We start from the raw sequence: 24,482 nt of genomic DNA on the forward strand, positions 1-24,482 counted from the left end.
CATTTCTAGAGATTGCTGCATACAAACCGCTGCGAGAGCTCTTATGGACTCTCTTCGGTATTAGCCGCGCCTACGATACCTACTACGGCTTGCTTATACGCAGCCATGGCATCGTCAGCCGACTTCCCTTGCATCACCTGCTGCATAGCCGAGTCGATCTGCACCGAGATCTTGGCGTAGGCAGGGAATGCTGGACGAAACTGTGCGAACGTGAGAAGATCAGAGAAGAAATTACTTCCTGGTAGTGCTTTATACGCTGGCAAGGTCGTAATGTCCTTACGTGGCGCAATCTGTGCAGCTGCAACGTCATAAGCCCCCAGCAGATCTTTACTGTTAGCGACTTTCATAACCTGGAAAGCTGCGTCCTTGTTGGAAGAATGAGCACCGATAGCATAGCTCCAACCACCGGAAAGCGTCACATTGTTAGGTGCTGAGCCATCTTGTGTTGGCATCTTTGCCATGCCCATAGTTGTCTGCCAGGCAGGCCAGGGAGCTGCTCCACCGGTAGCCCAGGAGCCAGGGAGCCAGGAACCATCAATATCGATAGCCAGTTTCCCCTGTGGAATCAACTGCTGAGAAACAGTATTACCAGCCTGTGTGCTTAAAGCGATATCATTCGACGGGCCAAGCAAATCAGAAGAATTGTAGACCTGCTTCACAAAATTCAATGAATCCTTAATGCCAGGGCTAGAAACGATCCATTTATTTGTTTTGTAGTTATAAAGCGGAGTCTGCGTACCATAGAGAAGCATCTCGAAACCTTGCATCGAGGAAGCCTCGTCCATCGGAATACCGGAATAGATATTCAGAGGCACAACGCCCGAGACTTTGCTCTTCACAGCTTTTGCAGCGGTGAGAATATCGTTCCAACTCTTTGGCTGCCAATCAGTGGGCAGACCAGCCTTTTTGAAGATATCCTTGTTGTACCAGACCAGACGGACATCAGTTCCATTCATCACGCCATAATTGTGACCATTGAAGGTCGTAATTTTCTGCATGCTGGGGAACCACTGCTCTTTGTATTCAGGCCAGGCATTGAGATAGCTATCCAGAGGTGCCAGATAGCCGGCGGTCGCATCCGAGCCAATCAAAAAGCTATCCTCGCGCACGAGATCTGGCGCGGTATTTGGTGAGCGAAGCATTAAGTCCAGCTTGGTATAATAATCGCCTTCATCAGCGATAATAGGCTCAAGCTTTAATTGGATGTTCGCATTCGAGGCGTCTAACTGTTTCTGTACATTACCCCACCATTGGGCATCGTAGTAGGGTGGAGGACCAAATTGCTGATAAACGACGGTTACTGTCTTTTTACCGTTGCTAGCAGTACTACTTCCGCACGCGGGAAGAGCTAGCAGGATGAACACCGCAAAGAGCGAAAAAAAATAGCGGTACTTGAGTCGATCTCGCATTCGATATCTCCTTTGATAGAGACTACTCAGTAAAGGTGAATATTAAAGACATTCTGATTAACACAAATACTGAGCAACATCGCCAGTATTTTCCAAATGAAAGCCAATCAAAAGACCAGATTGTTCAGCAACGAAAAGCCATCTTCCTCCATTTTTATGAGCAATGCAACGACATCTCCAGGAACAAGCAAGCAGTCTTCGCTTGCGGATACAGTAAGTATGTGGTAAAAAATCGCGTTTGTCAATGAGCTTATGCGCTCTTTTTCATACTCATAAATGAGCATGGATGCATAAAAGGATCGATATATCTGCATAAAAGCGTCACCAGGATGCGAAACGGCTTTTCTAAAAACCGCAAATCTTCTGCAAAAAGCGAAAATCAGTTGCAAACATTGCGAGATAATCAAAAAATATGCTAAAATCATGCTATATCTTTGATCAGTTTAAGCATCCAAACGATTCCTGCGGAAGGATAGTAATTTGACAGAGAAGTTGAATAAAAAAGAACGAACAAAGATCCTTCATAAACAACTCACATCTTCTTTACGTGAGCGGATTTTAGATGGACGTTTGCCAGCCGGAACACGCCTCCAGACCGATAATGAACTGGCATCGGAGTATAAAATCAGCCGCGATACCGTACGTCAGGCGCTGGCGCTCCTGGCAGATGAAGGACTCATCGAACGCACGCAAGGACGAGGAACGTTTGTACGGCACCAGCCAGAGACACCTCTCACTCTCACCACGGCCCAGGAGCAGAAACAGATTGGACTCTTGCTCAATCGTGTTGAAACCTCTCAAGCTTACCTGGATATTTTAGTCGGTGTAGAGCAGGCGGTAAAATTGCATGACTATACCGTCAGCTTCAATTATACCGAAAGGGATTCGGATCAGCAGATACGCGATATTATGCGTATGCACGCCAATCAGGTCTCAGGGATCATTATTTATCCGGTCGGCAATGCCACCTATCTGGACGAAATCCGTTATCTGCAAGCCGCGAATTTTCCGCTTATCTTTATTGACAGATATCTATCTGAACTTACCACGGATTATGTTGGCACCGATAACCATGGCGGAGGATATCGCGCCACCGAGCATCTGATTATTTTAGGCCATCGACGCATTGGTTTCGTTTACTTGCACGAGGAGACGCCAGAAAATACGTCGTCCGTGCGAGAGCGCTTGCAGGGATATCATAAGGCACTCCAGACCTATGGCGTGACGGACGATCCAACGCTGATCACGGCAGATCTGAGTCCCGGGCACAGTAATGTCCCGCAAAGCCTGAAGGCATTTCTACAACGGCCTGATCGGCCCAGCGCTATCTTCGCGGTCAATGATATTGTGGCATTGGATATCATGCAAGCTGCTCATGCATTGGGATTAAAAATTCCACAGGATCTGGCCATCATTGGTTTTGATGATGAACGTTTTGCCTCGCGCATCAATCCGCCTCTCACCACCATTGCCCAGTCATTCTTTGACATCGGACTACGCGCAGGAACATTATTAATCAGCAGAATCGAAGGATTAAGCGGTCCTCCCAAACATATCGAGCTGGCCGCCAATCTGATTATTCGCGAATCGTGTGGCGCACAATTACACGTCAAAAAGACTCAGGCGGTCCAATAAGGAAACTATTCCGGAATAGACGTAGCGACACGGCAATAAGCAGGCCATCAGAGGAGGAGCAAAATATCAGCCGGCTAGCTTTCCACAATGATGCCAATATCAAAAGAGCCATTGCGTAGCGTTACAGGAGGTTGGGGATCTTTAGGATTGCTAGAAAAGAGTTGAGGACAATCAAAGTGTCCCTTCATCCGATCCAGGCCCGCCAGCGCCGTCGGAGTATCGCTATCCACAGTCATGGCACAACTGGCTTCGGGTTGGATGGAGAGGTCCCAGGATGGCGCAGTATCACCAAGTGAGATATGCACGTCACCGCCATTGGTTTTCTTGGACAATGTATAGGCTTGCGGTCCCGCGTACCCATAAAAGACCAGAAAAATAATCTGCGGCCCCTGTGTAATATCGATCGTGAATTCGCGATGTCCGTGTCGCAGTTTGGAGATCGGAGTAGCAGCATGCAATGTGTAGCTGGCCGCTTTTCCTCCCGACAGGGTAAATTGGATCGTGCTTGCCTGATTGACGGTCGAGGCAGCCCTGGTGCTCGTACCCGAGAGAGCCGTACTGGTCGCAGTCGCTGATCCTTCTGCGACAGGGCCTGCGGAGCTGGCACAGCCAGCAATCATCACAAGCGCACACAGGCAACTGAGCCCGAAAAAGAGATCGCGAAAAAAGTGTTTTTTGTCCATCAAGCGCTCCTCAGCAACTTCTTTGTTCCCTTTTAGCAAGTGACCAGTGATCAGCTTGTGACGATAGTATGCACAGTAAACGGGAAGATTGTCAATCAATACTATTATGCGTTCTGATACCTCGCCGTATAATACTTACAAGGGGCAGCCGAATTGGGAGCTTTATCTGATCTTTTCGCTAGAAGGTGCCACGTCGGGAATTAGTCCGGCAGAGGAGAGCAGAGAGCCTCTTTCACCACACCACCCAACTCTTGCTGAAGGCCAAAAAGTTCCTGAAATTCATCGAGGGCATGGGTACGTGCCTCATCACCTAACGACAAATTAAACAGTCGCCCAATATAGTCAGTGTATTCCTGTAAAACCCATTCATAGTTGTAGTAACTGATGAGATTAGCATCAGGCTGATAATCAAGGCCATAAGCCCGGTGAAATTCAGAATCAACTGCTTTCATTTCCTGCTGGTAAAACATGAGATCTCGTTCTCTCGGAGCAAGCATGATGCTGTCCCAATCAATCATGACGAGGTTGGTTGACGTGTCTATAATATTGAATGGGTGAATATCTGCATGACAGATCACCTGATCATAGACGTGTTGTTGGCAATACTGACTCAATCGATAACCATTATCAATAGTTTGATCTATCACATGCCATTTTGATATCACAACATCTCGCAAGTGCTCTAAGAGGACGTCATTTCCAACATACTCTTTTGTCTTTCTCACCAGGTTTCTTGCGGATACCTGAAACTTGTCAAAACATTCTCCAGGAAGAAGTGCTCGGATAGACTGCGGCAGTTTGGCATCATGCATTCTCCGCAAATCTTGAGCTATCTCAGTTTGGTGCTCTGCATTCAGGTCCTCATAGCTCAGGGTTCTGCCTTCAAAAAAGGGATAGATACCAAGGTCATACCCGTTTACCTTTGGGATTGCCCTTTGGTCAAGAGGAGTGATAGGACCGACCACAAAAGAAAGATCAAGCTTATCGTGAAGATACGTGGTCACAGGAGCAACAGTAGACGTATTCAAGCGAGAGAGCTTAATTAACCATGAATTGTGACTCTCATCTTGCCCTTTGTACACCCAGGAACCCTCCCCCACGGGAAGGAACTCCAAAGATTGAAGATGGAAAGAAAAATACTCTTGAACGGCTGAAATGATAATGCTTTCAGCCATATTTATGCGATGCTTCATATCATCAGTATCCTTCCAACAAGAGTGGTTAACAAAACACAATTCACACTCTTCAACAGAAGAATACCAGATGAGAGGCAGTTTTTCCATCATGATGTCACCTTCCTGATTTTGAAGACGTGTCAGGGGAGATGATATTTTAAGCCATCGCCTCTCGATATGCACATCATTGAGTACTGCGAAGGAGAGAGGAATCTATGCGTCCATTTAACTCCATTGGCACAGGAGTCAGCCTATGATCTTATCAGCATCACTTACATGCACAATATGTGGAGAACTCAATGCTCAGGATTCCACGCTCTGTGAGAATTGCCATCATCCGCTCCTGCTTACAGAGCACCTCGCCTCTCGTACTCTCTTCCAAAACCGCTACTGCATCATCGACAAACTAGGCAGCGGAGGCTCTGGCTCAGTCTACAAAGCTCACGACACGCAGCAGGCCAATGAGCTTGTCGCCATCAAGGAGATCTGCCTGGCCGGACTTCCTTCACATGCGCTTGCGGAAGCCACCAGCGCATTTTATCGGGAAGCAGACTTACTATCTCAACTGGATCATCCCAATCTCCCCCATCTGTACGAGCAATACAGTAATGGATATCAACAATGGTATCTGGTCCTGGATTTTATCAACGGAGAGACGCTGGAAGACTATCAAAACAAGAAGCCTAACAAGCGACTGGTGATCGACGAAGTCTTCAAAATTGGACTCCAATTATGCGATGTCCTTGAATATCTTCACGCGCACCAGCCACCGATTGTCTTCCGCGACCTGAAGCCATCCAACATCATCCTGGCCCCAGAGAGAAAAGTCTATCTGATCGACTTCGGCATCGCCCGCTACTTTAAGCCTGGACAGATTAAAGATACGATAGCCCTCGGTTCGCTTGGCTATGCGGCTCCCGAACAATACGGGAAAACGCAGACGTCGCCGCGCACAGACATCTATGCGCTGGGAGCCGTCATGCATCAAATGCTCACCGGAAAAGATCCTTCAGAGACGCCTTTACGCTTCGCCACGCTCAATGGAAGACATACCTCTGGCCACTCTGATCCAGGCGCGTTGACCAGCAGCATGGTCAATATGATGATGGATAATCTCGGCACTCTGATTAACAGTATGGTCGAGGCGGATATCACCAAAAGGCCATTGAGCGCCACGCACGTCAAGCAAGAGCTACAATCCCTCAATACAACTTGGTCGGAGATCGTCGAAAGTTATTTCAGACCAAGCGTCCCTACATGACGCATTCATGCCGTTCAATCACCCAACGTTAAATTCCCTGGAGCAGTACAGCACGCGAGGTCGAGGCTGAGAAGCGAATGGCCTTTGCCTTGCTGTATTCAGGCGAGTCATACCAGCGTTTAAACGCCTCGGTCGTAGCAAACTCGATGATGACCATCCGTCCCGGCTGCCAGTCGCCCTCAATGGTCTCGGTCACACCTCCGCGAGCCAGAAACGTACCTCCATAGAGGTCCAAGGTAGGTTTGACCAACTTGCGATACGTTTCATATGTCTCCGGATCTTCGACGTTGACATCAACAATAAAATAAGCTGCCATCAGTTTTTTCCTCCTGTTTCTTTTTGAGCCGAGGGAGATAATATATCCAGGTATGATGCCACAGGATCTCCTCTACATTCATCATATCATGTACAGCGCTCACCAGGGCACCGCGCAACCAGGATAATCACCGGATTGACAACTTCGTCTGCATTGCATATAATTGACACATCAACTATTGACTGGTTAATTATAGATAAGCTCAATATTATCAATGCGAAAAAGCTTTACCCACAACTGTACTTGGAGCAGGTAATATTGAAGGAGATTATATCGAAATGACGCAATACGAAATGCAAATGGCTGTTCAGAAGCCACTCAAGAATAAAGTGGCCCTGGTCATAGGTGCCTCGCGAGGTATTGGTCGGGCTATTGCCGAGCGCCTGGGGCGAGATGGTGCACACGTGGTCATCACCTATATAAATAGCTCCGATCAGGCAGAGAAGGTTGTGGAGACTATACGCTCATACGGCAGCGAAGCACTGGCCCTCAAGAGCGATGCGCGCAAGCCAGACGAGATACATCAACTCTTTGCGCAGATCCTTGAACACTTCGGTAAATTAGATATCCTCATCAACAACGCCGCCAGCCCCAGAGTCTTCAAGCCAACAGCAACGGTGATCATGGAAGAATATGACCGTATGTTCGATGTAACTCGTGGCGTTTACTTTGCGCTGCAAGAGGCGGCCAAACATTTAGCGGACAATGGTCGCATCATCAACATTTCAACCGGGGGAACCGCTATGAACCTCGTCAACACCGGAGTCTATACGGGTAGCAAGGCCGCCATCGAACAGTTCAGCGTGTGTCTGGCTAGAGAGGTGGGTTCGCGCGGCATCACCGTCAACATCGTTGCACCGGGAATTACCGAGACGGATGGTGTAGCGCTGAATCAGCAACAGTTAGATCAATTGATCGCGCAGACGGCACTGGGCCGCATCGGGCAACCTGACGATATCGCCAGCGTGGTAGCGTTGCTCGTCTCAGATGACGCACACTGGATTACTGGCCAGCGCCTGAATGCCACCGGAGGGATTGTTTGAGCATATGAGATCAGAAGAAGAGAACATACCGCAAGAACAAGAAAGCGAGAATCCCTTTGTGGTTCTGACCCATGTACATCGCGAGATGTCACGAGCGTTTTCCCAGCAGATGGGAATGAGCTTCTCCCGCCAGCTCGTCCTGCATGAGCTCTGGCACGCGGGGGAAGTCAGCCAGACGGAACTGGCAAGCCGATTGGGCATGGAAGGAGCATTGTTGACCCGTTTTGCCAAACAAATGGAGGCAGCAGGCTTGATCACCCGCCGGGTCGATCCCCGTGACAATCGTTTTACGCTGGTCACCCTCGCACCTGCAGGACAGCAAACCTTCGAAGAGATGGGTACCCTGGCAGACGCCTTCGAGGCAGAGCTTCTGGAAGGCGTGAGCAAGGAAGATCTCGTGAGCACGGTGCGGACAATGAAGCAGATCCAGAACAACCTCACCCGAAGGCTCACACAAACAGGACCCTGATAACACGCAACCCGTGGGAAGCGGAGCGCTAAAAGTTGTTTCGATTGGAAAAGCAGAGGGTTATCAATCTGAAGAAAACAGAGCCCTTGCCTTTCCAATGAGAGACATTATATGTGCTCATGAGCAGCCAGTTCATGAGCAGAGGCTAGTACACCAGCAGGAGCGTCAGGGGCGATGAGAAGATTCATCCCCACCTCAATGGCCTCTCGGCTGGCAAGCTCTGCGCGAGGGAACATCATCTCTTCATAACGGCGCACGGCCTCCTCAAGCGTGCTGCACTCACTGATGGCGATGGCAAGATCGACAGCATCAAGCATAGCGAGATTCACTCCGTCACCGGACGGAGTGGTCAGATGGGCAGCATCACCCAGCAGCGTCACACCTGCATGGAAATTCCAGCGATGATCAACAGGCAGCATGTAGAGCGACCTGGCCACGAAGTTGTCATCCGCATCCTGAATGAGTGCAAGCAAGCTCTGATCCCAATCAGAGAAGTAGTTGAGCAGCCAGGTCCGTGCCGCCTGGGGATTCCTGGCATCAAAGCCGCTACGAGTTTCCCACCTTTCGGGAATGCGCATACTGGCATAGACCCTGATATGAGCATGAGCATTGCGCAGGGCGATCAATCCCTTATTATCTGCCAGAGCATACATACCTCCATGCCCGACCAGTTGAGCCAGCACGGGATGTTGCCGATCTGCATCATCCAGGCCAAATTCGATGAATGTTACTCCTGAATAGATGGGCTTCGCGTTCGACAGTAGAGGACGTACATGCGACCAGGCTCCATCCGCGCCGACGATCAGGTCGAAACTTTCAGTCACACCATTCTCAAAGACGAGTTCATGCGTGCCATTATTGGCTTGACGAACGGAGCGGAGACTGTGGCCCCAACGCACGACACCAGGAGCCAGCGAATCCAGCAACATCGTTCGTAGCTCGGCTCGATCAACCTCGGGACGGTCTCCTATCTCGTTACCCTGTTCGTTTTCATAAAGCAGCTGTCCTCCTTTGTTCAGGAAGCGGACCCCTTGATCCTCGTAGCGGGCAATCGTGTGAAATTGCGCACCCAGCCTTGCCATATGCACGGCCAGGAGGCCAGACTTCGGGTGCAAATCCAGTGTGCCTCCCTGTGGTCGCTCATTGGGATGAACATCCTTTTCAAAGACTGTTACCGCTATATTACGCATTTGCAGCATGCGGGCAAGTGTCAAGCCACCAGGGCCTGCGCCGATAATGGCGATACGTGAAATGTTGTTTGTTGTCATCGTGATATGTTCCTCCATTCACTATGTAAGTAGCTCAAGCCAGCAGAATGTCTCCGCTGAAACTGGGATGGCGTCGTTCTCGCCGTTTCAAAGCTGAAGCAGAGGAGAAGAGAAGACTCACACCTTCTTGTTACGCTCATCTCTCACAAGTGTAGCGCGGCACGACCTGCTTGGTCGTACCCCTTTGGAGGTATATTTCAGGGGGTATATTTCAGGGGGTATATTTCAGATGTGGCGAGAGCAAGTTTAGTTCACGTGCTCGGATCACTGCCTGAACGCGATTGGCAACACCCAGTTTGCCCAGAATATGTCTGACATGACGCTTGGCCGTGTCGAGAGTGATGATCAATTCGTCGGCAATCGCCTGGTTTGAGGCTCCAGAGGCGACAAGCTTGAGCACTTCTTGCTCACGGGGCGTCAAGTGTTCAAGGAGTGATACATCACGACCGTGAGGTGATAAGGGAGGAGTGGCAGACGATGCGTCATCAGGTTTGAACGTTTTGTCATGCGCGATCGCTGCCAACAACGTCTGAATGTAGGATGGCGTGACGATACCTCGTTGCTGAGGGTGGGCTGTAAGGCTGGTGAGCAGACGCGCTATCGGCTCTCCCTGATCGGCAAAGGTGCGTATGTATCCTTCCGGTTCGGCCAGTGTCAAAGCTTCCCGCAAAGCTGCCAATGCCTGCTGAACATTGCCACTGGCATCATAGGCCAATGCCTTGAGGGTGAGTACCTCGATTAGTAAGCCGTTAAAGCCGCGCTGCTGGCTAAATGTATACCATCTATTGAGCAGATTCAAGACCTCTACCAGACCAGATGGGTCCTGTTCGCTGCGAGCTTGAGCAATCAACACGCGTGCCAGAGTCATCTGTCGAAAGAATTGTTCTGCATCTAGCCGCTCATTGATCTCGTCGTCGCCGTGCACAAGGCTCTCGTCTACCCAGCCCAACGCTTCTTCCAGCTTCCCGGCACGTAGCAACATATGTGCTCGCTGCGCATCAGCAATCGATCGTAGCAGAAAAGGGATCGTTTCTGTGTCGATTTCGTACAGCATGTGCAAGGCCTCATCGACGCGTCCCTGTGCCATAGAGAGATTCACTCGTAGTAGTGGCATCAGACTGAATATTCTATCCAGGGATATCCCCTCTAGCCCGCTATGCTGCTGATGTGCCTGCAAGATGCGATCCATACGGATCATGGCCTCATCCAGGCGGTTCCATTCATACATCAAGGTTACATAATCACTGTAGACAGAGAACAACATCAAAGGTGGGAGTTCGGTGGTCGTGGATAGTAGCGACAGCAGATGTTCGTAGTATTGTGCCATCTTGCGCAGATGTCCCTGTGCTTGATACAGCTCGGTCAGATCGTGGATGGCAATCATACTCAGAAAATGGTAGCCCTTTATCTGCTCTGTATTGAGACGAACCAGCACGTTCTCTGCAGCAGCGATGTCGCCGCTGGCGCGATAGGTGGTGCTCATGGCAATAGCGCTACTGAGCAAGGCAAGATGACGCAGATAGTGCGCGTCGGCGGGCAAGACGTCCAGTGCGGCACGGCTCTGCTTGATGGCATTGTCGGTATCATCGTGCGGCAACGCAGCCACCGCCTCGAAGATTTGGAGCTCACCAATCAGTTCCAGCCACTCCTGGGTTGTACTTTCATGCTGATGCTCACGCAGATAGCACTCGACCTGCGTCATCACCTCGCGCATACGAGTGTCCTGTCCATCAAATATAAAGACCCATACGACTGCCAGACAGAGATGCGGATGCGCAAACAGCACCTCATCGGGCAGTTGCTCCGCCCAGTGCTGCAAGGCTGTGAGATCTCCACGCTGGACCATCGTGCGTGCCAGCGGCTCCATCAGATCGGCTGCATGAGAGTAGTCGTTCGCGAGGAGTGCATACTCGATCGCCTGAAACATGAGATCCTGTTGCTCGTACCAGACTCCGGCGCGGCGATACAGCTCAGTCATGATGTCTGGTTTCTGGCGTTGCAGTTGTTCACGCAGGGCGGTCGCAAAGAGTGGATGGTAGCGATACCATTGCTCATCGTCGTCGAGGGCACTGATGAACAGGTTGGCCTGCCGCAACTCGGTCAGCATCACCTGCCCGTCAGCTCTCTGGGTGAGCGCGTCACAGAGTGGGCCGCAGAGACGTTCCAGCACGCTGGTGCGCAGCAAAAAGTCGCGCAATTCGACCGGTTGTTGCTGCAACACCTCGTCGCTGAGGTACTCGGTAATAAAGCGATGATTGCCCGCAAAGGTCTTGAGCAGTGCCGCAGGATTGGCACGCCCACGTAAAGCCAGCGCCAGCAACTGGATACCCGCGATCCATCCCTCGGTGCGCTGTTCAAGGCGCTGCTGGTCGCTGGCATTCAACGTAAGACCCATCTTGCTCAGAAACGCGGCGGTTTCGGTGGGAGCAAAGCGGAGATCCTCGCCACGTACTTCGCTGAGCTGACCACGAGCGCGCAAGCGGGTCAGTGGGAGTGGCGGATCAGAGCGCGTGCCGATCACCAGGCGTAGATGCGGAGGCATATGATCCAACAGAAAGAGCAGCAGGGTGTGGATCGCTGGCGTCGTGATCAGGTGATAGTCATCCAGGATCAGGACGACCTCCTGCGTGAGATACATAGCGAGATCGTTGATCAAACTCGTCAGCACCTGTTCCACATTGCCGCCTTGTGCCAGGCGCAACAGCGTACGCGCCTGTTGACCGATCCGTGGATCAAGGTGAGACAGCGCAGCGATGATATACATCAGCACGCGAACCACATCGTCATCCGCACTCTCCAGTGCCAGCCAGGCAACGTAGGAAACGGGCAATGAACGAGAAGGATGCAGAGGTGAAGAGACAGTACCATCTCCTGGTGAACGATCCGCGCTCATATGTTCCTTCGTCGCGCACCACTCCGCGAAGAGGGTGGTTTTGCCCAAGCCAGCGGGGGCCGAGACGAGTGTCAGAAGACTGGCCTCCACGGCACGGTCAAGCAGTGCCAGCACGTGGGGACGCGCAATATGTTGTCTTGAGAGGCGGGGGATGAGCAACTTGGTGAAGACCAGCGTATCCTCCGGCATGGCAGTGGTGACATCGCTCGCTGGAGGGTCTACCGACTCATGCTGCTCACTGCGATCAGAGGCATCCAATAGTTGTTGGGCAGCCCCGAGCAGACATTCTGGAGTCAGATCCTCCGACTTGCCCAGATAGCAGCGCAGGAGTTGTCCGTGGCGACGGCTGTACGCACGCCAGTACCAGCTGCCACGTCCATTGCCACTGCGAGCCTTCTGAGCAGTAAAGGTCCCGCTCTCGCTGCTGAAACGAAAGGACATGGCATGTTCCAGCCAGGAGTACCACGCAGTTGTCCCCACCGTGAGATGCTGTTCCTGACCATCTTGCCAGTAGGTAAGAAGCGTGTGAGACACCTCGCCCTTTTGTGCCACCGATTGCTCCATGCGTACCCCTCTGCGCGTTATACGTGTGATATTAACAGTTCCCTAACACATTATATCGGGTTGCGCTTCATTTTTTGCCTTGGGAGACAAGCAGAAAAAGGTCGAGCAAAGCGAAAACCTTGTAGCGTCGCACGCTCGCGTGCGATGTCCCTGTAGCTCGTACGAGCCAGCAAAATCTCAGCTCACCACGCTGACCAGCAAGATCGTACGTCGAGTGGAACATCGCACGCGAGCGTGCGACGCTACAGTGTCCTCATCTAGAAACGTTTCGATTGCAAAAAAAGGAAGCGCCCCAATTATATCCCATTCCGTTTCCAGTTGTAGATCTATTCAGATTTTAACTGTTCTACGAGCAGATGTTTCTGGACCTTTCCCAGGGCATTGCGTGGCAATGTTGTCGCGAAAACAATACGACGTGGCTTTTTGTAGCTCGCCAGTTGTTCGCGGCAGAAGGCGATGATAGCATTGGCGTCAGGTGTCTGATGAGCTTTTGGCACGATGACCGCGACGACCTGCTCGCCCATGTCGCTGTCGGGCATGCCGACGACGGCCGCTTCAGCGACGTCGGGGAAGGACTCCAGGACGTCCTCGACCTCACGTGGATAGATATTATAGCCGCCACTGATAATCAATTCGCGAGCTCGTCCCGTGATGGTATAGTAGCCATCGTCGCTCAACCAGCCGAGATCGCCGGTCGCAAACCAGCCATCCGAGCTAAATGCTTCGGCGGTGGCCTCTGGACGATTCCAATAGCCGGCAAAGACATGAGGTCCTCGCACTTCGATCTCGCCAATCGCATTGGCCGCCAATGGCTCGCGAGTGACGCTATCCACCACTCGCGCTTCCTGGCCAGGAAATGGCTGACCGACGGTGCCCGCACGTCGTTCGCCAAGGTAGGGATTGGTCAGGTTCATGATCGTCTCGGTCATGCCGTAGCGCTCCAGGATGGATTGTCCGAAGACGCGCTCGAAGTTTTCAAATACTTGAGCACTGAGTGGCGCGGAGCCAGAGACAAAAAGCCGCAGGCGATGTTCAGGCACTCCCTGTTTTTCAGCTTCAGCCAGCAAGCGTCCATACATGGTTGGGACGCCGAAAAAGAGCGTGATGCTGGGATCGGTACGCAAGGTGGTCAGCACATCAACTGCATCGAACTTGCGCCTCAATAGAACGCTGGCCCCCTTGTAGAGTGTACCGTGCATACCAACCATTAATCCATGCGTATGAAACAAAGGAAGCGCCAGCAATAACCGATCTTGCTCCGTCCAGTGCCATGCCGTGGTGACGGCGATAACGTTGGAGAGCAGATTCTGCTGCGTGAGGAGGGCTCCCTTCGAGCGTCCAGTCGTACCCGATGTGTAACCGATGAGGGCTGGAGCGGTGGACCCGGGCAATTCAAGCGCTTGTCGCAATGTATGATAGGTGGATTTGGTATCATCAGCGCTAAAATCATCAAAGGAGATCGACGCGATGGCTGACTCTGTCGATGAGGAACCATGCTGGCTGTCAACGATGATCAATAGCGCCAATGATGATATATCCAGGTGTAGCAATTCGCCACGAGCGACACTATTGGTCACGCAGACGCGCACATCGGCATCGTTGATGATGTGACTCAATTCTACCTGCCGATACTGCGTGTTGATCAGGACAACGATACCTCCTGCAAGCTGTATACCCAAATAAGCAATCACAAACTCAGGGCAGTTATCGAGAAAAAGAGCGGCTCGATCTCCTGGCTGCAATCCCCACGCCCTGAGAGCAACAGCAAAACGTTCGATATCTTTATACAGTTGTCCATAGCTAATTTCTTGCCCTTCAAAAAAGATAGCGACACGTTCCTCGTGTGTTTGTGCATGCTGAAATACCGCTTCAACGATCGAGTCCATCATGATTACGCCTTTTTATCGCTTCCCACTTACAGAGCCTATGGTGATAATCGTCTTATGCAAATTAAGCAGATTATAGCCGCTCTTTAAGATAAAATCCAAAATTCTATGGATTACAAAAATCACAATAACATTTCAAAGAAAATTTCGCAAGACATTCTCAATTACCTCGAATAATTTGTAACTACTTAGCCCCCTTGGACAAAAGTCCAGGGGTTCTCAGATGGTATTCCCTCGCCAAACCACGAAAAGCATGGCATACTATTTTTATACCCAATTCATAAAGATTTATACCCAATTCATAAAGAAATGAGACAACCCAGTCATGCACCCTACCACACAAACCGCACTCATCACCGGTGCCAGCCGTGGCATCGGTCGCGCCATTGCACTCGAACTGGCACAGCAAGGCATCCAGGTCGCCCTCGTTGCCCGCTCACTCCCAGACCTACAGAAAACAGTCGATCTGATCACTCAAAATGGTGGCACAGCTCTCCCCATCGCCGCCGATGTTACCGACCAGCAGGCCGTAGCCAATCTGCTCCAGACCATCTCAACCCAATTCGGCCCTGTCTCCATCCTGATCAACAATGCCGGGAGCCACCGCGCCATCGGCCCCATCTGGGAAATTGATCCCGACCTCTGGTGGAGTGATATCGAAACCAATCTCCGCAGTACCTTCCTCTGCTCACGCGCCGTCCTACCCCCTATGCTCGTGCAAAAGTATGGCTATATCATCAACATCTCAAGCAACGCTGGCAACGAACCACGCCCCTACTCCTCCGCTTACAGCAGTTCCAAAGCTGCCGTGACCCGCTTTACCGAAAGCCTGATGCTCTCTCTACAGGACACCGGTATCTCCACTTTCGCTCTCCATCCCGGTTCTGTACGCACCGAGATGGCTGATCACCTTCTCAACTCACCTGCCGGCCAACGCTGGGTTCCTGAATTTCGCACCATCTATGCCGAAACCCAGGTTCCCGCCTCACAAGTCGCCCACTTGATTACACGCCTCATTAGCGGCGAAGCCAACTCTCTCTCAGGCACCCTCATCTCCGTTTACGATAACCTGGACACCCTTATGGAACAAGCCCACCAAATCAACCATCACAAGCTCTATCGCCTCCGCCTCCACAAATCGTAAAAGACCTGTTTACACGCTGCATACCAGGACCAGTTGCAAGAAAACTACAAAAAAACTACAATGACTGCGGTGATAAAGCAAGAGGCCGAACGGAGATCGAGACGGTTGCGGCGCAAGTTTTGTCGCAATTTCGCATAGGGAGTATATAAAATGTTGCCGGACATAAACATTTTCATTGGTCCACAAAATCGCCAGATGATGCTGATCATTGGTGGGATTCTTCTCGTCATTATCATACTCATGGCTATCGGCTTTTTTCTGGTGCGTATCAGCAAGATACGTCACCTTTCAGAAAAGTATCCTGATCGTGAATATCGCTACAGGTATCACGGCCTCCTGCTTCTTCTCAACTATATCTGCTACGCGATCCTTGTTTTTATCGGCAGCGTGCTTATCGCAGGAGGTCCGCTGGCTGTCGTCGCCTATCTGGTGGCCTGGCTGACCAATGGCGAGGCTCCATTTGTGCCCTTGTTTAGCGCGGCACTTATCTTTGGTATAGCGATGGGTCTCTATGGTACCTTCATGTTTTTACGTTCAAAAGGGATTTACGAGGAGAGCCAGCAGATGCAGAGAGCTTGATGTAGCGATGTTCTCCTTGCTGCTTGCTCTACCCTCTCATTATCAGTCTTCGTCCAACTTATACTTCAGCTCGCCAGCGGGAAGCGCGACCTTAAGCCGGTTCTCTTTAGGGGCGAGCGGACAAAACCAGCGATTATTGTAGGCGCATGATGGATTATAGGCATAGTTGAAGTCAAGCGTAATATATTGTCCATCCTGATGCTCAAGCGTGGGCAAAGGATCGCTCCCCTTGATCGTATCGAACAGATAGCGACCACCTCCATAGCTCTGTGCGGGACCAGTCATATCGCGGAAGGGCAGAAACAATCCTCCGCCGTAGATATTGAGCCAGTAGATCGAGAGCTCGACAGGAGTCTCGTCCACGACAAAATGGACCTTGCCCATGGTAGTAATGGTCATTGTGTCCTGAGCGTTCATCGGCACGGACAGTTGAGTGGGCTCGACATCGGTATCGATAGGCACCACAAAGCTCATTGCTGGATTATACTCAAAGTAGCGCAGTCCCTGAAACTGTTCTCGTTGTGCTTCGTCGAGAGCCGATTGCGGGTGATGCTTGAAGATAGCATCCCTGCCAGCGCGAAAGCGGTTGAGGACCGTTGCGGCATCCTCGCCTGCCAGATGCGCCCGCCGCCGTTCGCGATAGAGATCGGCAACACGGCAGCGATAATCGTAGAGATCCAGATATTCAGACATGTTGTATTCCCCTCTGTTAAAAATATCTTCTGTGACGTTAGCGATCCACCAGCGAACGTGTCAGGGTAACGATCGTGACAAAGGTGCGATAGAGATCAAGCAAGTTATTATTCACCAAGCTGACAGTACGCGGAGCTACACGCTCAACCCCACGAATCCAGAGGGCCATGTCCGCCATATCGGCCACCAGGAAAGTAATCTGCAACTCGACGGGAAGCTTGAAGTCCGGCTGGCTCATATGCTCGATCTTTTCGACAGCGCGTCTGGCACCAGACTGCAAGAGCTCGCAGGCAACTTCAGGATGCAGGTGGACGGCGGCAAAGCGATTCAGCGATTGTTTGACAACTATCTTTTCGGCCTGTGGAGCTATTGACTCAGCTTCGCTGGCTGTCGCCTCGTCGCCACTGACAAAGATGATCGGGACCTGATAATGTGCAGCGACCAGCGCATTGATCCCCGACTCGCCAACGATCTCGTCGTTGATGCGCACCTCCCAGATGGCCCGCGGATTGTAGGTGTGCGAGAGAACGGCATGCTCCGCCCCAATCGAGCCATGATAGCTCACAAAGAGAATGCCATCAAAGCTGGCATCCAGGCCCTCCATCATATACATCGGCTTATGCTTGCCAGTGATCAGCGTCGCTCGCCCGGCAAGATCCTGGGGATGCAGATTGCGCATCGTACTATGAGAATCATTGACCACAAATGCATCCGCGCCAGCCTCCAGAGCACCATGGATCACAGCATTCACCTCATTGGTGAGTAGATAACGTCCCTGCTCATACTCAGCACTCCCCCGCATAATCTGATCCCACTCGACGATCCCGCTTGTGCCCTCAAAATCTGTCGAAAGAAATAACTTCATCTTGCTTCCTGACTCCTCTAGACTGCATTTGGCAGTGATCGCAAGCTTATTGCATCACTGTACGATGATAGCTCATGCTGGAATATTCGGGTATACCAGGTATACCAGGTATATATGCTAGCTCAAACTCTGATAGCCCGGGATGACCGTTTCTGCCCAGACGGATGCCTCGACCTGCGGATCTTGAATCCAGGCAGAGCGCTGCGATGGCTTATCGGCTGGATCGGAGACAATCGCCTGGCCCAGAGTGTTCATGATCCGCATATTGCGCTCTGCCAGGATCTGATGAGGCACATAGGCATAGAGTGGGCTCTGCATCGCGGTACGCTGTTGCTCAATCTGCTCAGGGAGGTGTCCATAGAGAGAGCAGGCTTCATGGACGGCCTTTGCCAGCTCCTCTTCAGATAACGCGAAGAGAGCATCAAGCATCACCATCAGGTTCATGCTGCGGTTCAGCAATACCTCTCGCCCATGGCGCAGACGTTGCACCTGAACCTCTGTCAGATGCAGCGACTCAGCCTCGTGAATTTGCCGCGTGATCTCCACACAAGAGATGCCATCCAGTTTGCGATAGAGAAAGTCGACGACCTTGGCCGTATCACCCTCCTGCTGCCAGCTCTGCAATAGATCCAGGCAGAGCAATCCTTCGTAGGTCTTGATAGACTTTGAGACGCTTAACAGGCTGGTCCGCTTATTCGTCATCCACAACGAATGCAGGTAGCGCACAACATCCGAGGCAGTCAGGGCAGAAAAGCGCTGCTTCCCATGTACGTTAACAATAAAGAGAAAACATGTTTCAAATTCGGTCTGGATCTGTTCAAATGCCTGTAGTTTCTGGGTTACCAGTTCAGGAGGAGTAATGCGAGTTGCCATGTCCAATATCCTTTCTTCAAGTCGCCACGTACAAATAAAGATTCTTATAAAGCACGTCTGCAATAGTATGAATGGAGACATCTGTTACAACATTTCCGACATGTACTCAACAATTACCCGACAGGCAAAGAAAAGATGCCAGTCTAATCCTCCTGCCACAAATTTTTCACGATCTCGCCGCCTTTAAGCACCAACTTGACGTGCGTCGGATCAACGATACTACTGATATCACCAAGTACATCATGCGCGACCACAATCACATCAGCCAATTTACCCACCTCAAGCGAGCCGAGTTGCTGGTCCAGATGAAGTAGCCGAGCGGCCTCTAGCGTGCTGGCCTGGATCGACTGCATAGGAGTCATTCCGTAACGAACCATCAGTTCCAGTTCGCGGCCATTTTCTCCATGTCGGCCGACGCCCGAATCGGTCCCCATAGCAACCCTGACACCAGCCTCCACAGCACGTCGGAAGCTATTCTGATGATCTTCCGTCACGGCAAGAGACTTCTCCGCCATCACAGGAGGCAGCAGATCGGGGTGAGCATGGGAGTATTCGTTGACGGCGAGAGGAGCAACCAATGTTGGCACAAGATACACATCGTTTTTCAGCATCATCTCGATCGATTCGTCGTCCAGATAGATACCGTGCTCGATCGAGGCGACACCAGCTCGCAGGGCATTTTTAATTCCCTGCATGCCCTGGGCATGAGCCATCACACGCTTCTCCTGAGCAGCCGCTTCGTAGACGGCGGTCTCAATCTCTTCAATAGTCAATTGCGATGAAGTGGGAGCATCAGCGGTGGAGAGCACGCCGCCCGTGGTCGCTAATTTAATCCAATCGGCCCCGGCCCGCAACATTTCACGCGTCACCTTACGAATCTCATCGACGCCATCCGCCACGCCAGAAGGCACGTCGGGAAAGTGGACCCCAAAGAAACCAAGATCGATCCCGCAAGGATAACATCCATCACCGTGGCCGCCTGTCTGACTGATCAGTGAAACCGCCACTTGCATGCGCGGTCCCGCAATCAAGCCACGCTCGACAGCCGTCTTCACGCCAGCCGGCGTACCTCCAGCATCACGCACGGTCGTCACACCGGCATCCAGAGTCGCCTTCAGGCGCGGAATGACTTGAAAGAGACGCAATGAGGGCGGCGTCAATAGTCCCTGCAGCAGATCAGGAAATTCAGCCACGAAGTGCACATGCGTGTCGATGAGTCCCGGCAGGACACTTCCACCTCTGGCATCAATGACTGTCGCATCGCGTGGTACCTCGACATCATTCCCAAGCGCACGGATACGTCCCGCATCGATCAAGAGAGTCGCATTCGGCAGAGGATCATGACCAGTGCCATCAATAATGGTCGCATTTGTAATTGCCAACATAAGTTCAATGCTCCTTTGAGTCCAGGAAACACAGAGAGTTCCACCCGCATTGTATCACGCTACTTTTGAGAGAAGAGGACTTCCGGGTACTGTTTAGATGGACCATCCAGGAGCGCGGCCGATTGCCCTCTTAAATGCTGGTTGAAGAACGCCAGCGAATACGCATTGACGATATCAAACCCTCGCTGGGCATTGATTGGTCCAGCTAAACCAACCTGCGATGATAGCGGGCTAAAGTATGGCGAGTCGGTAAAATTGACATGGAACATGCCGGGTATCGATACATAGTATCCGTCTCCCGCAGACTCTTTGTTAAAGACGGTCTGCATCGTAGTGAGCGTTTGTTCAATCGCCCCCTCAAACCAGCCTTCACGTTGCATAGAGCTTGCAGGTCTGGTTATCCACATAGCAGGTTGCTGCAAGCCCGATGGAACAACATCGGCAGGCATCGCGCCATCCATCATCAGGCACGCCTTTAAACGGGCATCGCGATGACACGCTTCACCGATGGCCATCGCACCCAGCGACATCCCGAACGCTCCGACATGTTGCAGGTCAAACCGTCCGGTCAGAAGACCATTGGGGTCGGCTTTGTTGAGAGCGGTAAGCTGATCGATAGTGAAGCTGATATCTTGCGCGAAATAGGGGATAATCCCATTCTTGAGCACCTGACCATTCAGCACTGGTGCGTCTGCAACGGGACTCAGACTCTGCTGGATGAGCGGTTGCATCTGGCCATCCGCCAATCCGATGATCTGGTGTCCATCGGGAAACACGACCGTTGCCGCAGCATACGGCTGATCGATACCGACCACGATGTAGCCGTGCGAGACCAGTTCCTCGGTCTGAAAGGTGTTTGACTGACGAAAACCATTTAGCCCGGTCAAAAAAATCAGCACTGGATAAGAAGGTTTATCATGTGCTACCGGTGCAGATGGGATAGCATCGGTACTGACCAGTTGAAGAGCATCGAAGGTGAATCCTGGCGCACGGCGGATCAACCGCGCCAGGGCAGGTGAAAGAGCATGCGCATCCTGTACATAGGGAGCACGTGCGGATGAGGTATCTCCCTTGACTGGATACCATATCTGCGCCATCAGTTCACGATGGGCATGCGCATCGGTACTGAATAGCTCGTTGCGACCAGCATCCACCCAATGATAGGTCACTGTCCCAATCTGATAGGGTCCACTGGGATGAGGAAAATGAAAGACCGGCATTACTATAGGAAGAGCAGCCGAGAGTGCCAGGCTCATGATGCACAGGATAATCATACCACTCGCAACCACCCGATTGGCAAGGAATCGCTTGATGACTCCCTCGGCTGGCGCAACGCGTTGCACCAGCCAAACGATCAGGAAAAGTCCGGCGAGCAGATAGGCGGGAACCATCTGCCAGCGTGCTCCCTCTACGAAAATCTGGATCACGACCAGAGCGAGTGTGATGAGGACAATATATCCTGTCCAGCGTATAGCACGCAGTCCTGGCACGACAAACACCACAAAGGTGAGAATATTGGCCACAAGTAACAGCGTTTCGATGAATCTCATTTTCATCCCTTCTTTAAATGCAGAGTATGAACATTTTCTCCCATAGAATAACATTCATATACAAGGAGATGAATAGTAGAAATATCGAACGAGTAATTATGAAGTACCTATCCCTCACTTATCATGGATAATGCAGGATTTTCTGTGGCGGCGGTCTCGGCGGTCTCGGCGGCACCTTGTTTGAGTCGTCGTGGGCGCATGAAGAGAGCCAGAAGCGCCGCACAGCCACACAGTACGAAACATGTCAGCGTGGTGAGCTTAAAGCCTTGATAGATAGCATCCTCGATCACCAGACGACTCGCACCTGATCCCGAGATCGTGAATTGGCTGGCGGCAATACGCATAGTCGCAGGGAGCGAGGACAGTGTTGTATTGACATGGTAGAGGTAGACCTGACTCAGTACGGCAACCCCAAAAGCGGTTCCAACGTTGCGAGCCATACCCAGCGTCCCGGAGGCCAATCCCGACTGCTTGATCGACACTGCGCTCACGACAGCGAGCGTTGCTCCGGAGGAGATGATCGGGATGGCAAAGCCACGCACGATAAAGATCGGCAGTAGTGCGGTGACGTAGGTGCTTTGAGGGGTCAAGACAAATCCCACAAAGAGAAAGGTAAGTCCGAGTAAGAGTAATCCGCCGGTCAGAAAGAGGTACAGCCGCGTACCTGCCCACTGTGCAATGATCCCGGAGAAGGGCGTGAAGACAGCAATTAATCCGGTAGCTGGTAAGAAAGCTAATCCACCCTGCAACGGAGATAATCCCCACGTATTTTGCATGAACAGGCTCCAATAGGGCTGCGATCCAAAGAGCGCAGACGAGAAGAGAAAGAAGCTGATACATCCCACGACAAAGGGAAGATTGCGAAACAGGCTGAGATCAATCAATGGCCAGGGCACACGTCCTTCGACCATGACAAATGCGACCAAAAGCACAATCCCCAACAAGCTACATGCGATCACAACAGCATCCAGCCAACCCTCATCGCCAGCACGTGTCAGGCCAAACAGCAGGAATAGCAAGCCGGCAGAGAGTAGTAGCAGGCCCCACCAGTCAACAGGGATCGCTTCTCCCTCCTCCTGCGAGGCAGGGATGAACAGGAGCGCGAGAATGATAGCCGCAATACCAATGGGAAGATTAACAAAAAAGATCCAGCGCCAGCTATCTCCATGCACCAGCAGTCCACCGAGCACCGGACCAGCCACCAGACCCAGTCCGGAAACTCCACCGTAGACGCCGATAGCCAGGCCATGCTCCTCGGGCGGAAATGAGCGGATGATGAGCGCCAGCGTTCCAGGCGTCATGATAGCAGCCCCAATCCCTTGAACGACGCGAAAGATGATTAAAGCGGTAATGTTCGGAGCCAGTCCGCAACAGAGCGATGCAAGCACAAAGATGATTAATCCCGTCAAATACACACGCCGCTGTCCCCAGATATCGCCGAGCCGTCCAATACCCATAGGCAACACACCAATCATCAGCACATAGCCTGAGATGGTCCACGAGATGGTGCTAAGAGGAACATGAAAATCATGTCCAATCGTCGGCAGAGCGACGTTCACAATAAACAGGTCAATATAGAGCATCAGCAGGCCGATGCAGGTAGCAATTAACGTAAGCCATTTCGATGGCAGGCGCTTGTCCATGAATAAACACTCTCCAGATTATTTCTGTGCGATGGGGCTGACGGAAATCATAAAGAGAGTATACACAAACAATTATCACCAGTCAAGTCATTTAGACAGTAACTATTTTGGGGTGCGGGTTTCGAAGAGGGCCGCGCCTGGATGAGAGGCATTGATTCTTGCGCGGACGTCGGCATCGATGGTGACGCCAGCGATCTCAAGGGCAGAGAAGAGGACTCCGATAATCGGCTCATAGGGGGAGTTGACAGCCTGTATATCTGGTGAAGTTTCGCGCACACGTGCGATAATGGCATCGGCCAGCAAGCTTGAGCCATGGCGTAAGACTCCTCCGGCCAGGACCAGGTTAAAGGCGGTGTGTTCGATGCCGACACGTCTGGCTGCGATGATAGCATATCCACCCAATGCCTGGCCATGTTCCCAGACAATCTGGCGGGCGATCGGATCTCCCCGCTCAGCCTCGTCGAGTAGAAGCGGCGTCAGCCCATCGAGGCGCACGGGACTTTTCTTCAGGGCCTCGCGAGACATGAGCAGATGTAGGACCTCTTCGACCGTTTCTTTGTGAAACATTTCCAGCAGATGAGGCGTCAGACTGGTCTGCTCCGCCAGTCCCAGGTCGGCGTTCAGGATCGCTTCAAACGCCTTCTCGCCAAGTTGGACACCACCGCCCACACGCAGCCAGAAGCTGGCATGCCAGACACGTCCATCTGGTCCACGAGAGCCGGTCGCGGCACCGGTTCCACACACAACCGACACTCCCACGTTCGTGAGGGAACCGCTATGCAAGATGCCCAGAGCATCATTTTGTATCAGAATACGCTGACCAAAGTTGCGAGATTGCATCGCAGCGTGCAGCAGAGTCATATCCTCCGGCCAATCAGCGCCAGCCACATTAAAGACACTCGCCGCAATCTCATCTGGTGCCACGTGCGCGGCCTGGAGCGCCTGTCTGATCGCATATTCGATATTCGCCAGCGCAAAGTCTACATCAGACAGACCTCCGGTCTCAGCATCAAAGCTGTTATAAATATCAGCGCTAGCACCGCGCCCGGAGCCCAGAATAGTACCATCCAGAGAGGCAAGCAGGGCAATCGTTTTTGTGTTTCCGCCGTCAACAGCCAGGACATATGACATAAACTTCTCCTCGCATC

21 protein-coding genes are annotated in these 24,482 nt (G+C 51.8%); 6 read left to right on the forward strand and 15 right to left on the reverse strand.

Annotated features, from left to right (window positions below; all coding sequences use genetic code 11):
- Positions 1-41 precede the first annotated feature (41 nt).
- Positions 42-1,409 (reverse strand): extracellular solute-binding protein, encoded by a 1,368-nt coding sequence (locus AC27N8_RS06585; protein WP_487065182.1) that lies wholly within the window; start codon positions 1,407-1,409, stop codon positions 42-44.
- Between the two features lie 107 nt (positions 1,410-1,516).
- The gene (locus AC27N8_RS06590; RefSeq protein WP_487065184.1) at positions 1,517-1,834 is read right to left on the reverse strand and encodes a hypothetical protein; all 318 of its coding nucleotides are present in this window, start codon (positions 1,832-1,834) and stop codon (positions 1,517-1,519) included.
- Positions 1,835-1,889: 55 nt separating this feature from the next.
- Here AC27N8_RS06590 and AC27N8_RS06595 point away from each other — a divergent pair, with 55 nt between their 5' ends.
- A complete protein-coding gene (locus AC27N8_RS06595) occupies positions 1,890-3,044 on the forward strand; it encodes a GntR family transcriptional regulator (protein WP_487065186.1) in 1,155 nt (384 codons plus the stop codon).
- Between the two features lie 74 nt (positions 3,045-3,118).
- Here the strand turns inward: AC27N8_RS06595 and AC27N8_RS06600 are convergent, their stop codons facing one another.
- Entirely contained in the window at positions 3,119-3,727 is a 609-nt protein-coding gene (locus AC27N8_RS06600) for a hypothetical protein (protein ID WP_487065188.1), read from the reverse strand.
- A gap of 200 nt (positions 3,728-3,927) precedes the next feature.
- Positions 3,928-5,013 (reverse strand): phosphotransferase, encoded by a 1,086-nt coding sequence (locus tag AC27N8_RS06605; RefSeq protein WP_487065190.1) that lies wholly within the window; start codon positions 5,011-5,013, stop codon positions 3,928-3,930.
- Positions 5,014-5,155: 142 nt separating this feature from the next.
- Here AC27N8_RS06605 and AC27N8_RS06610 point away from each other — a divergent pair, with 142 nt between their 5' ends.
- On the forward strand, positions 5,156-6,163 hold the full coding sequence (locus AC27N8_RS06610) for a serine/threonine protein kinase (protein ID WP_487065192.1): 1,008 nt from the start codon (positions 5,156-5,158) through the stop codon (positions 6,161-6,163).
- A 28-nt stretch (positions 6,164-6,191) separates the two neighbouring features.
- On the opposite strand, the gene AC27N8_RS06615 is transcribed toward AC27N8_RS06610, so the two are convergent.
- Positions 6,192-6,479 (reverse strand): DUF1330 domain-containing protein, encoded by a 288-nt coding sequence (locus AC27N8_RS06615; protein WP_487065194.1) that lies wholly within the window; start codon positions 6,477-6,479, stop codon positions 6,192-6,194.
- 278 nt (positions 6,480-6,757) lie between these two features.
- On the opposite strand from AC27N8_RS06615, the gene AC27N8_RS06620 reads away from it, so the two are divergent.
- Positions 6,758-7,522: an SDR family oxidoreductase gene (locus tag AC27N8_RS06620; protein ID WP_487065196.1), complete on the forward strand. Its 765-nt coding sequence runs from the start codon at positions 6,758-6,760 to the stop codon at positions 7,520-7,522.
- A gap of 4 nt (positions 7,523-7,526) precedes the next feature.
- Entirely contained in the window at positions 7,527-7,991 is a 465-nt protein-coding gene (locus AC27N8_RS06625; protein WP_487065198.1) for a MarR family winged helix-turn-helix transcriptional regulator, read from the forward strand.
- 107 nt (positions 7,992-8,098) lie between these two features.
- Here the strand turns inward: AC27N8_RS06625 and AC27N8_RS06630 are convergent, their stop codons facing one another.
- The 3 genes from AC27N8_RS06630 to AC27N8_RS06640 all read right to left on the reverse strand — a co-directional run bounded on the left by AC27N8_RS06630 (position 8,099) and on the right by AC27N8_RS06640 (position 14,605).
- A complete protein-coding gene (locus tag AC27N8_RS06630) occupies positions 8,099-9,259 on the reverse strand; it encodes an FAD-dependent oxidoreductase (RefSeq protein WP_487065200.1) in 1,161 nt (386 codons plus the stop codon).
- Positions 9,260-9,470: 211 nt separating this feature from the next.
- Positions 9,471-12,716: a winged helix-turn-helix domain-containing protein gene (locus AC27N8_RS06635; RefSeq protein WP_487065202.1), complete on the reverse strand. Its 3,246-nt coding sequence runs from the start codon at positions 12,714-12,716 to the stop codon at positions 9,471-9,473.
- Positions 12,717-13,042: 326 nt separating this feature from the next.
- A complete protein-coding gene (locus AC27N8_RS06640) occupies positions 13,043-14,605 on the reverse strand; it encodes a class I adenylate-forming enzyme family protein (RefSeq protein ID WP_487065204.1) in 1,563 nt (520 codons plus the stop codon).
- Positions 14,606-14,927: 322 nt separating this feature from the next.
- Between AC27N8_RS06640 and AC27N8_RS06645 the strand changes: the two genes are divergently transcribed.
- A complete protein-coding gene (locus AC27N8_RS06645) occupies positions 14,928-15,746 on the forward strand; it encodes an SDR family oxidoreductase (RefSeq protein WP_487065206.1) in 819 nt (272 codons plus the stop codon).
- A 150-nt stretch (positions 15,747-15,896) separates the two neighbouring features.
- Positions 15,897-16,325, forward strand: coding sequence for a hypothetical protein (locus tag AC27N8_RS06650; protein ID WP_487065208.1), 429 nt, complete (start codon positions 15,897-15,899; stop codon positions 16,323-16,325).
- 42 nt (positions 16,326-16,367) lie between these two features.
- Here AC27N8_RS06650 and AC27N8_RS06655 read toward each other — a convergent pair whose 3' ends face one another.
- From AC27N8_RS06655 to AC27N8_RS06685, 7 genes are all read right to left on the reverse strand, one after another.
- Entirely contained in the window at positions 16,368-17,018 is a 651-nt protein-coding gene (locus AC27N8_RS06655; RefSeq protein WP_487065210.1) for a DUF1684 domain-containing protein, read from the reverse strand.
- Between the two features lie 37 nt (positions 17,019-17,055).
- Complete coding sequence (locus AC27N8_RS06660) at positions 17,056-17,883, reverse strand: M55 family metallopeptidase (RefSeq protein WP_487065212.1); 828 nt, start codon at positions 17,881-17,883, stop codon at positions 17,056-17,058.
- A 117-nt stretch (positions 17,884-18,000) separates the two neighbouring features.
- Entirely contained in the window at positions 18,001-18,756 is a 756-nt protein-coding gene (locus AC27N8_RS06665) for a hypothetical protein (RefSeq protein ID WP_487065214.1), read from the reverse strand.
- 143 nt (positions 18,757-18,899) lie between these two features.
- The gene (locus AC27N8_RS06670) at positions 18,900-20,141 is read right to left on the reverse strand and encodes a metal-dependent hydrolase family protein (RefSeq protein ID WP_487065216.1); all 1,242 of its coding nucleotides are present in this window, start codon (positions 20,139-20,141) and stop codon (positions 18,900-18,902) included.
- Positions 20,142-20,200: 59 nt separating this feature from the next.
- The gene (locus AC27N8_RS06675; protein WP_487065218.1) at positions 20,201-21,691 is read right to left on the reverse strand and encodes an alpha/beta hydrolase family protein; all 1,491 of its coding nucleotides are present in this window, start codon (positions 21,689-21,691) and stop codon (positions 20,201-20,203) included.
- A gap of 107 nt (positions 21,692-21,798) precedes the next feature.
- Positions 21,799-23,334, reverse strand: coding sequence for an MFS transporter (locus tag AC27N8_RS06680; protein WP_487065220.1), 1,536 nt, complete (start codon positions 23,332-23,334; stop codon positions 21,799-21,801).
- A gap of 102 nt (positions 23,335-23,436) precedes the next feature.
- On the reverse strand, positions 23,437-24,465 hold the full coding sequence (locus AC27N8_RS06685) for an N-acetylglucosamine kinase (protein WP_487065222.1): 1,029 nt from the start codon (positions 24,463-24,465) through the stop codon (positions 23,437-23,439).
- Positions 24,466-24,482 lie beyond the last annotated feature (17 nt).

Source organism: Dictyobacter sp. Z7_2, assembly GCF_057551105.1.

What these genes read in the sequence shown, in the direction of transcription:
- AC27N8_RS06585 (WP_487065182.1), bottom strand. Translation starts at nt 1,409, where the DNA reads ATGCGAGATCGACTCAAGTACCGCTATTTTTTTTCGCTCTTTGCGGTG.
- AC27N8_RS06590 (WP_487065184.1), bottom strand. Translation starts at nt 1,834, where the DNA reads ATGATTTTAGCATATTTTTTGATTATCTCGCAATGTTTGCAACTGATT.
- AC27N8_RS06600 (WP_487065188.1), bottom strand. Translation starts at nt 3,727, where the DNA reads ATGGACAAAAAACACTTTTTTCGCGATCTCTTTTTCGGGCTCAGTTGC.
- AC27N8_RS06605 (WP_487065190.1), bottom strand. Translation starts at nt 5,013, where the DNA reads ATGATGGAAAAACTGCCTCTCATCTGGTATTCTTCTGTTGAAGAGTGT.
- AC27N8_RS06610 (WP_487065192.1), top strand. Translation starts at nt 5,156, where the DNA reads ATGATCTTATCAGCATCACTTACATGCACAATATGTGGAGAACTCAAT.
- AC27N8_RS06615 (WP_487065194.1), bottom strand. Translation starts at nt 6,479, where the DNA reads ATGGCAGCTTATTTTATTGTTGATGTCAACGTCGAAGATCCGGAGACA.
- AC27N8_RS06620 (WP_487065196.1), top strand. Translation starts at nt 6,758, where the DNA reads ATGACGCAATACGAAATGCAAATGGCTGTTCAGAAGCCACTCAAGAAT.
- AC27N8_RS06625 (WP_487065198.1), top strand. Translation starts at nt 7,527, where the DNA reads ATGAGATCAGAAGAAGAGAACATACCGCAAGAACAAGAAAGCGAGAAT.
- AC27N8_RS06630 (WP_487065200.1), bottom strand. Translation starts at nt 9,259, where the DNA reads ATGACAACAAACAACATTTCACGTATCGCCATTATCGGCGCAGGCCCT.
- AC27N8_RS06635 (WP_487065202.1), bottom strand. Translation starts at nt 12,716, where the DNA reads ATGGAGCAATCGGTGGCACAAAAGGGCGAGGTGTCTCACACGCTTCTT.
- AC27N8_RS06640 (WP_487065204.1), bottom strand. Translation starts at nt 14,605, where the DNA reads ATGATGGACTCGATCGTTGAAGCGGTATTTCAGCATGCACAAACACAC.
- AC27N8_RS06645 (WP_487065206.1), top strand. Translation starts at nt 14,928, where the DNA reads ATGCACCCTACCACACAAACCGCACTCATCACCGGTGCCAGCCGTGGC.
- AC27N8_RS06650 (WP_487065208.1), top strand. Translation starts at nt 15,897, where the DNA reads ATGTTGCCGGACATAAACATTTTCATTGGTCCACAAAATCGCCAGATG.
- AC27N8_RS06655 (WP_487065210.1), bottom strand. Translation starts at nt 17,018, where the DNA reads ATGTCTGAATATCTGGATCTCTACGATTATCGCTGCCGTGTTGCCGAT.
- AC27N8_RS06660 (WP_487065212.1), bottom strand. Translation starts at nt 17,883, where the DNA reads ATGAAGTTATTTCTTTCGACAGATTTTGAGGGCACAAGCGGGATCGTC.
- AC27N8_RS06665 (WP_487065214.1), bottom strand. Translation starts at nt 18,756, where the DNA reads ATGGCAACTCGCATTACTCCTCCTGAACTGGTAACCCAGAAACTACAG.
- AC27N8_RS06670 (WP_487065216.1), bottom strand. Translation starts at nt 20,141, where the DNA reads ATGTTGGCAATTACAAATGCGACCATTATTGATGGCACTGGTCATGAT.
- AC27N8_RS06675 (WP_487065218.1), bottom strand. Translation starts at nt 21,691, where the DNA reads ATGAGATTCATCGAAACGCTGTTACTTGTGGCCAATATTCTCACCTTT.
- AC27N8_RS06680 (WP_487065220.1), bottom strand. Translation starts at nt 23,334, where the DNA reads ATGGACAAGCGCCTGCCATCGAAATGGCTTACGTTAATTGCTACCTGC.
- AC27N8_RS06685 (WP_487065222.1), bottom strand. Translation starts at nt 24,465, where the DNA reads ATGTCATATGTCCTGGCTGTTGACGGCGGAAACACAAAAACGATTGCC.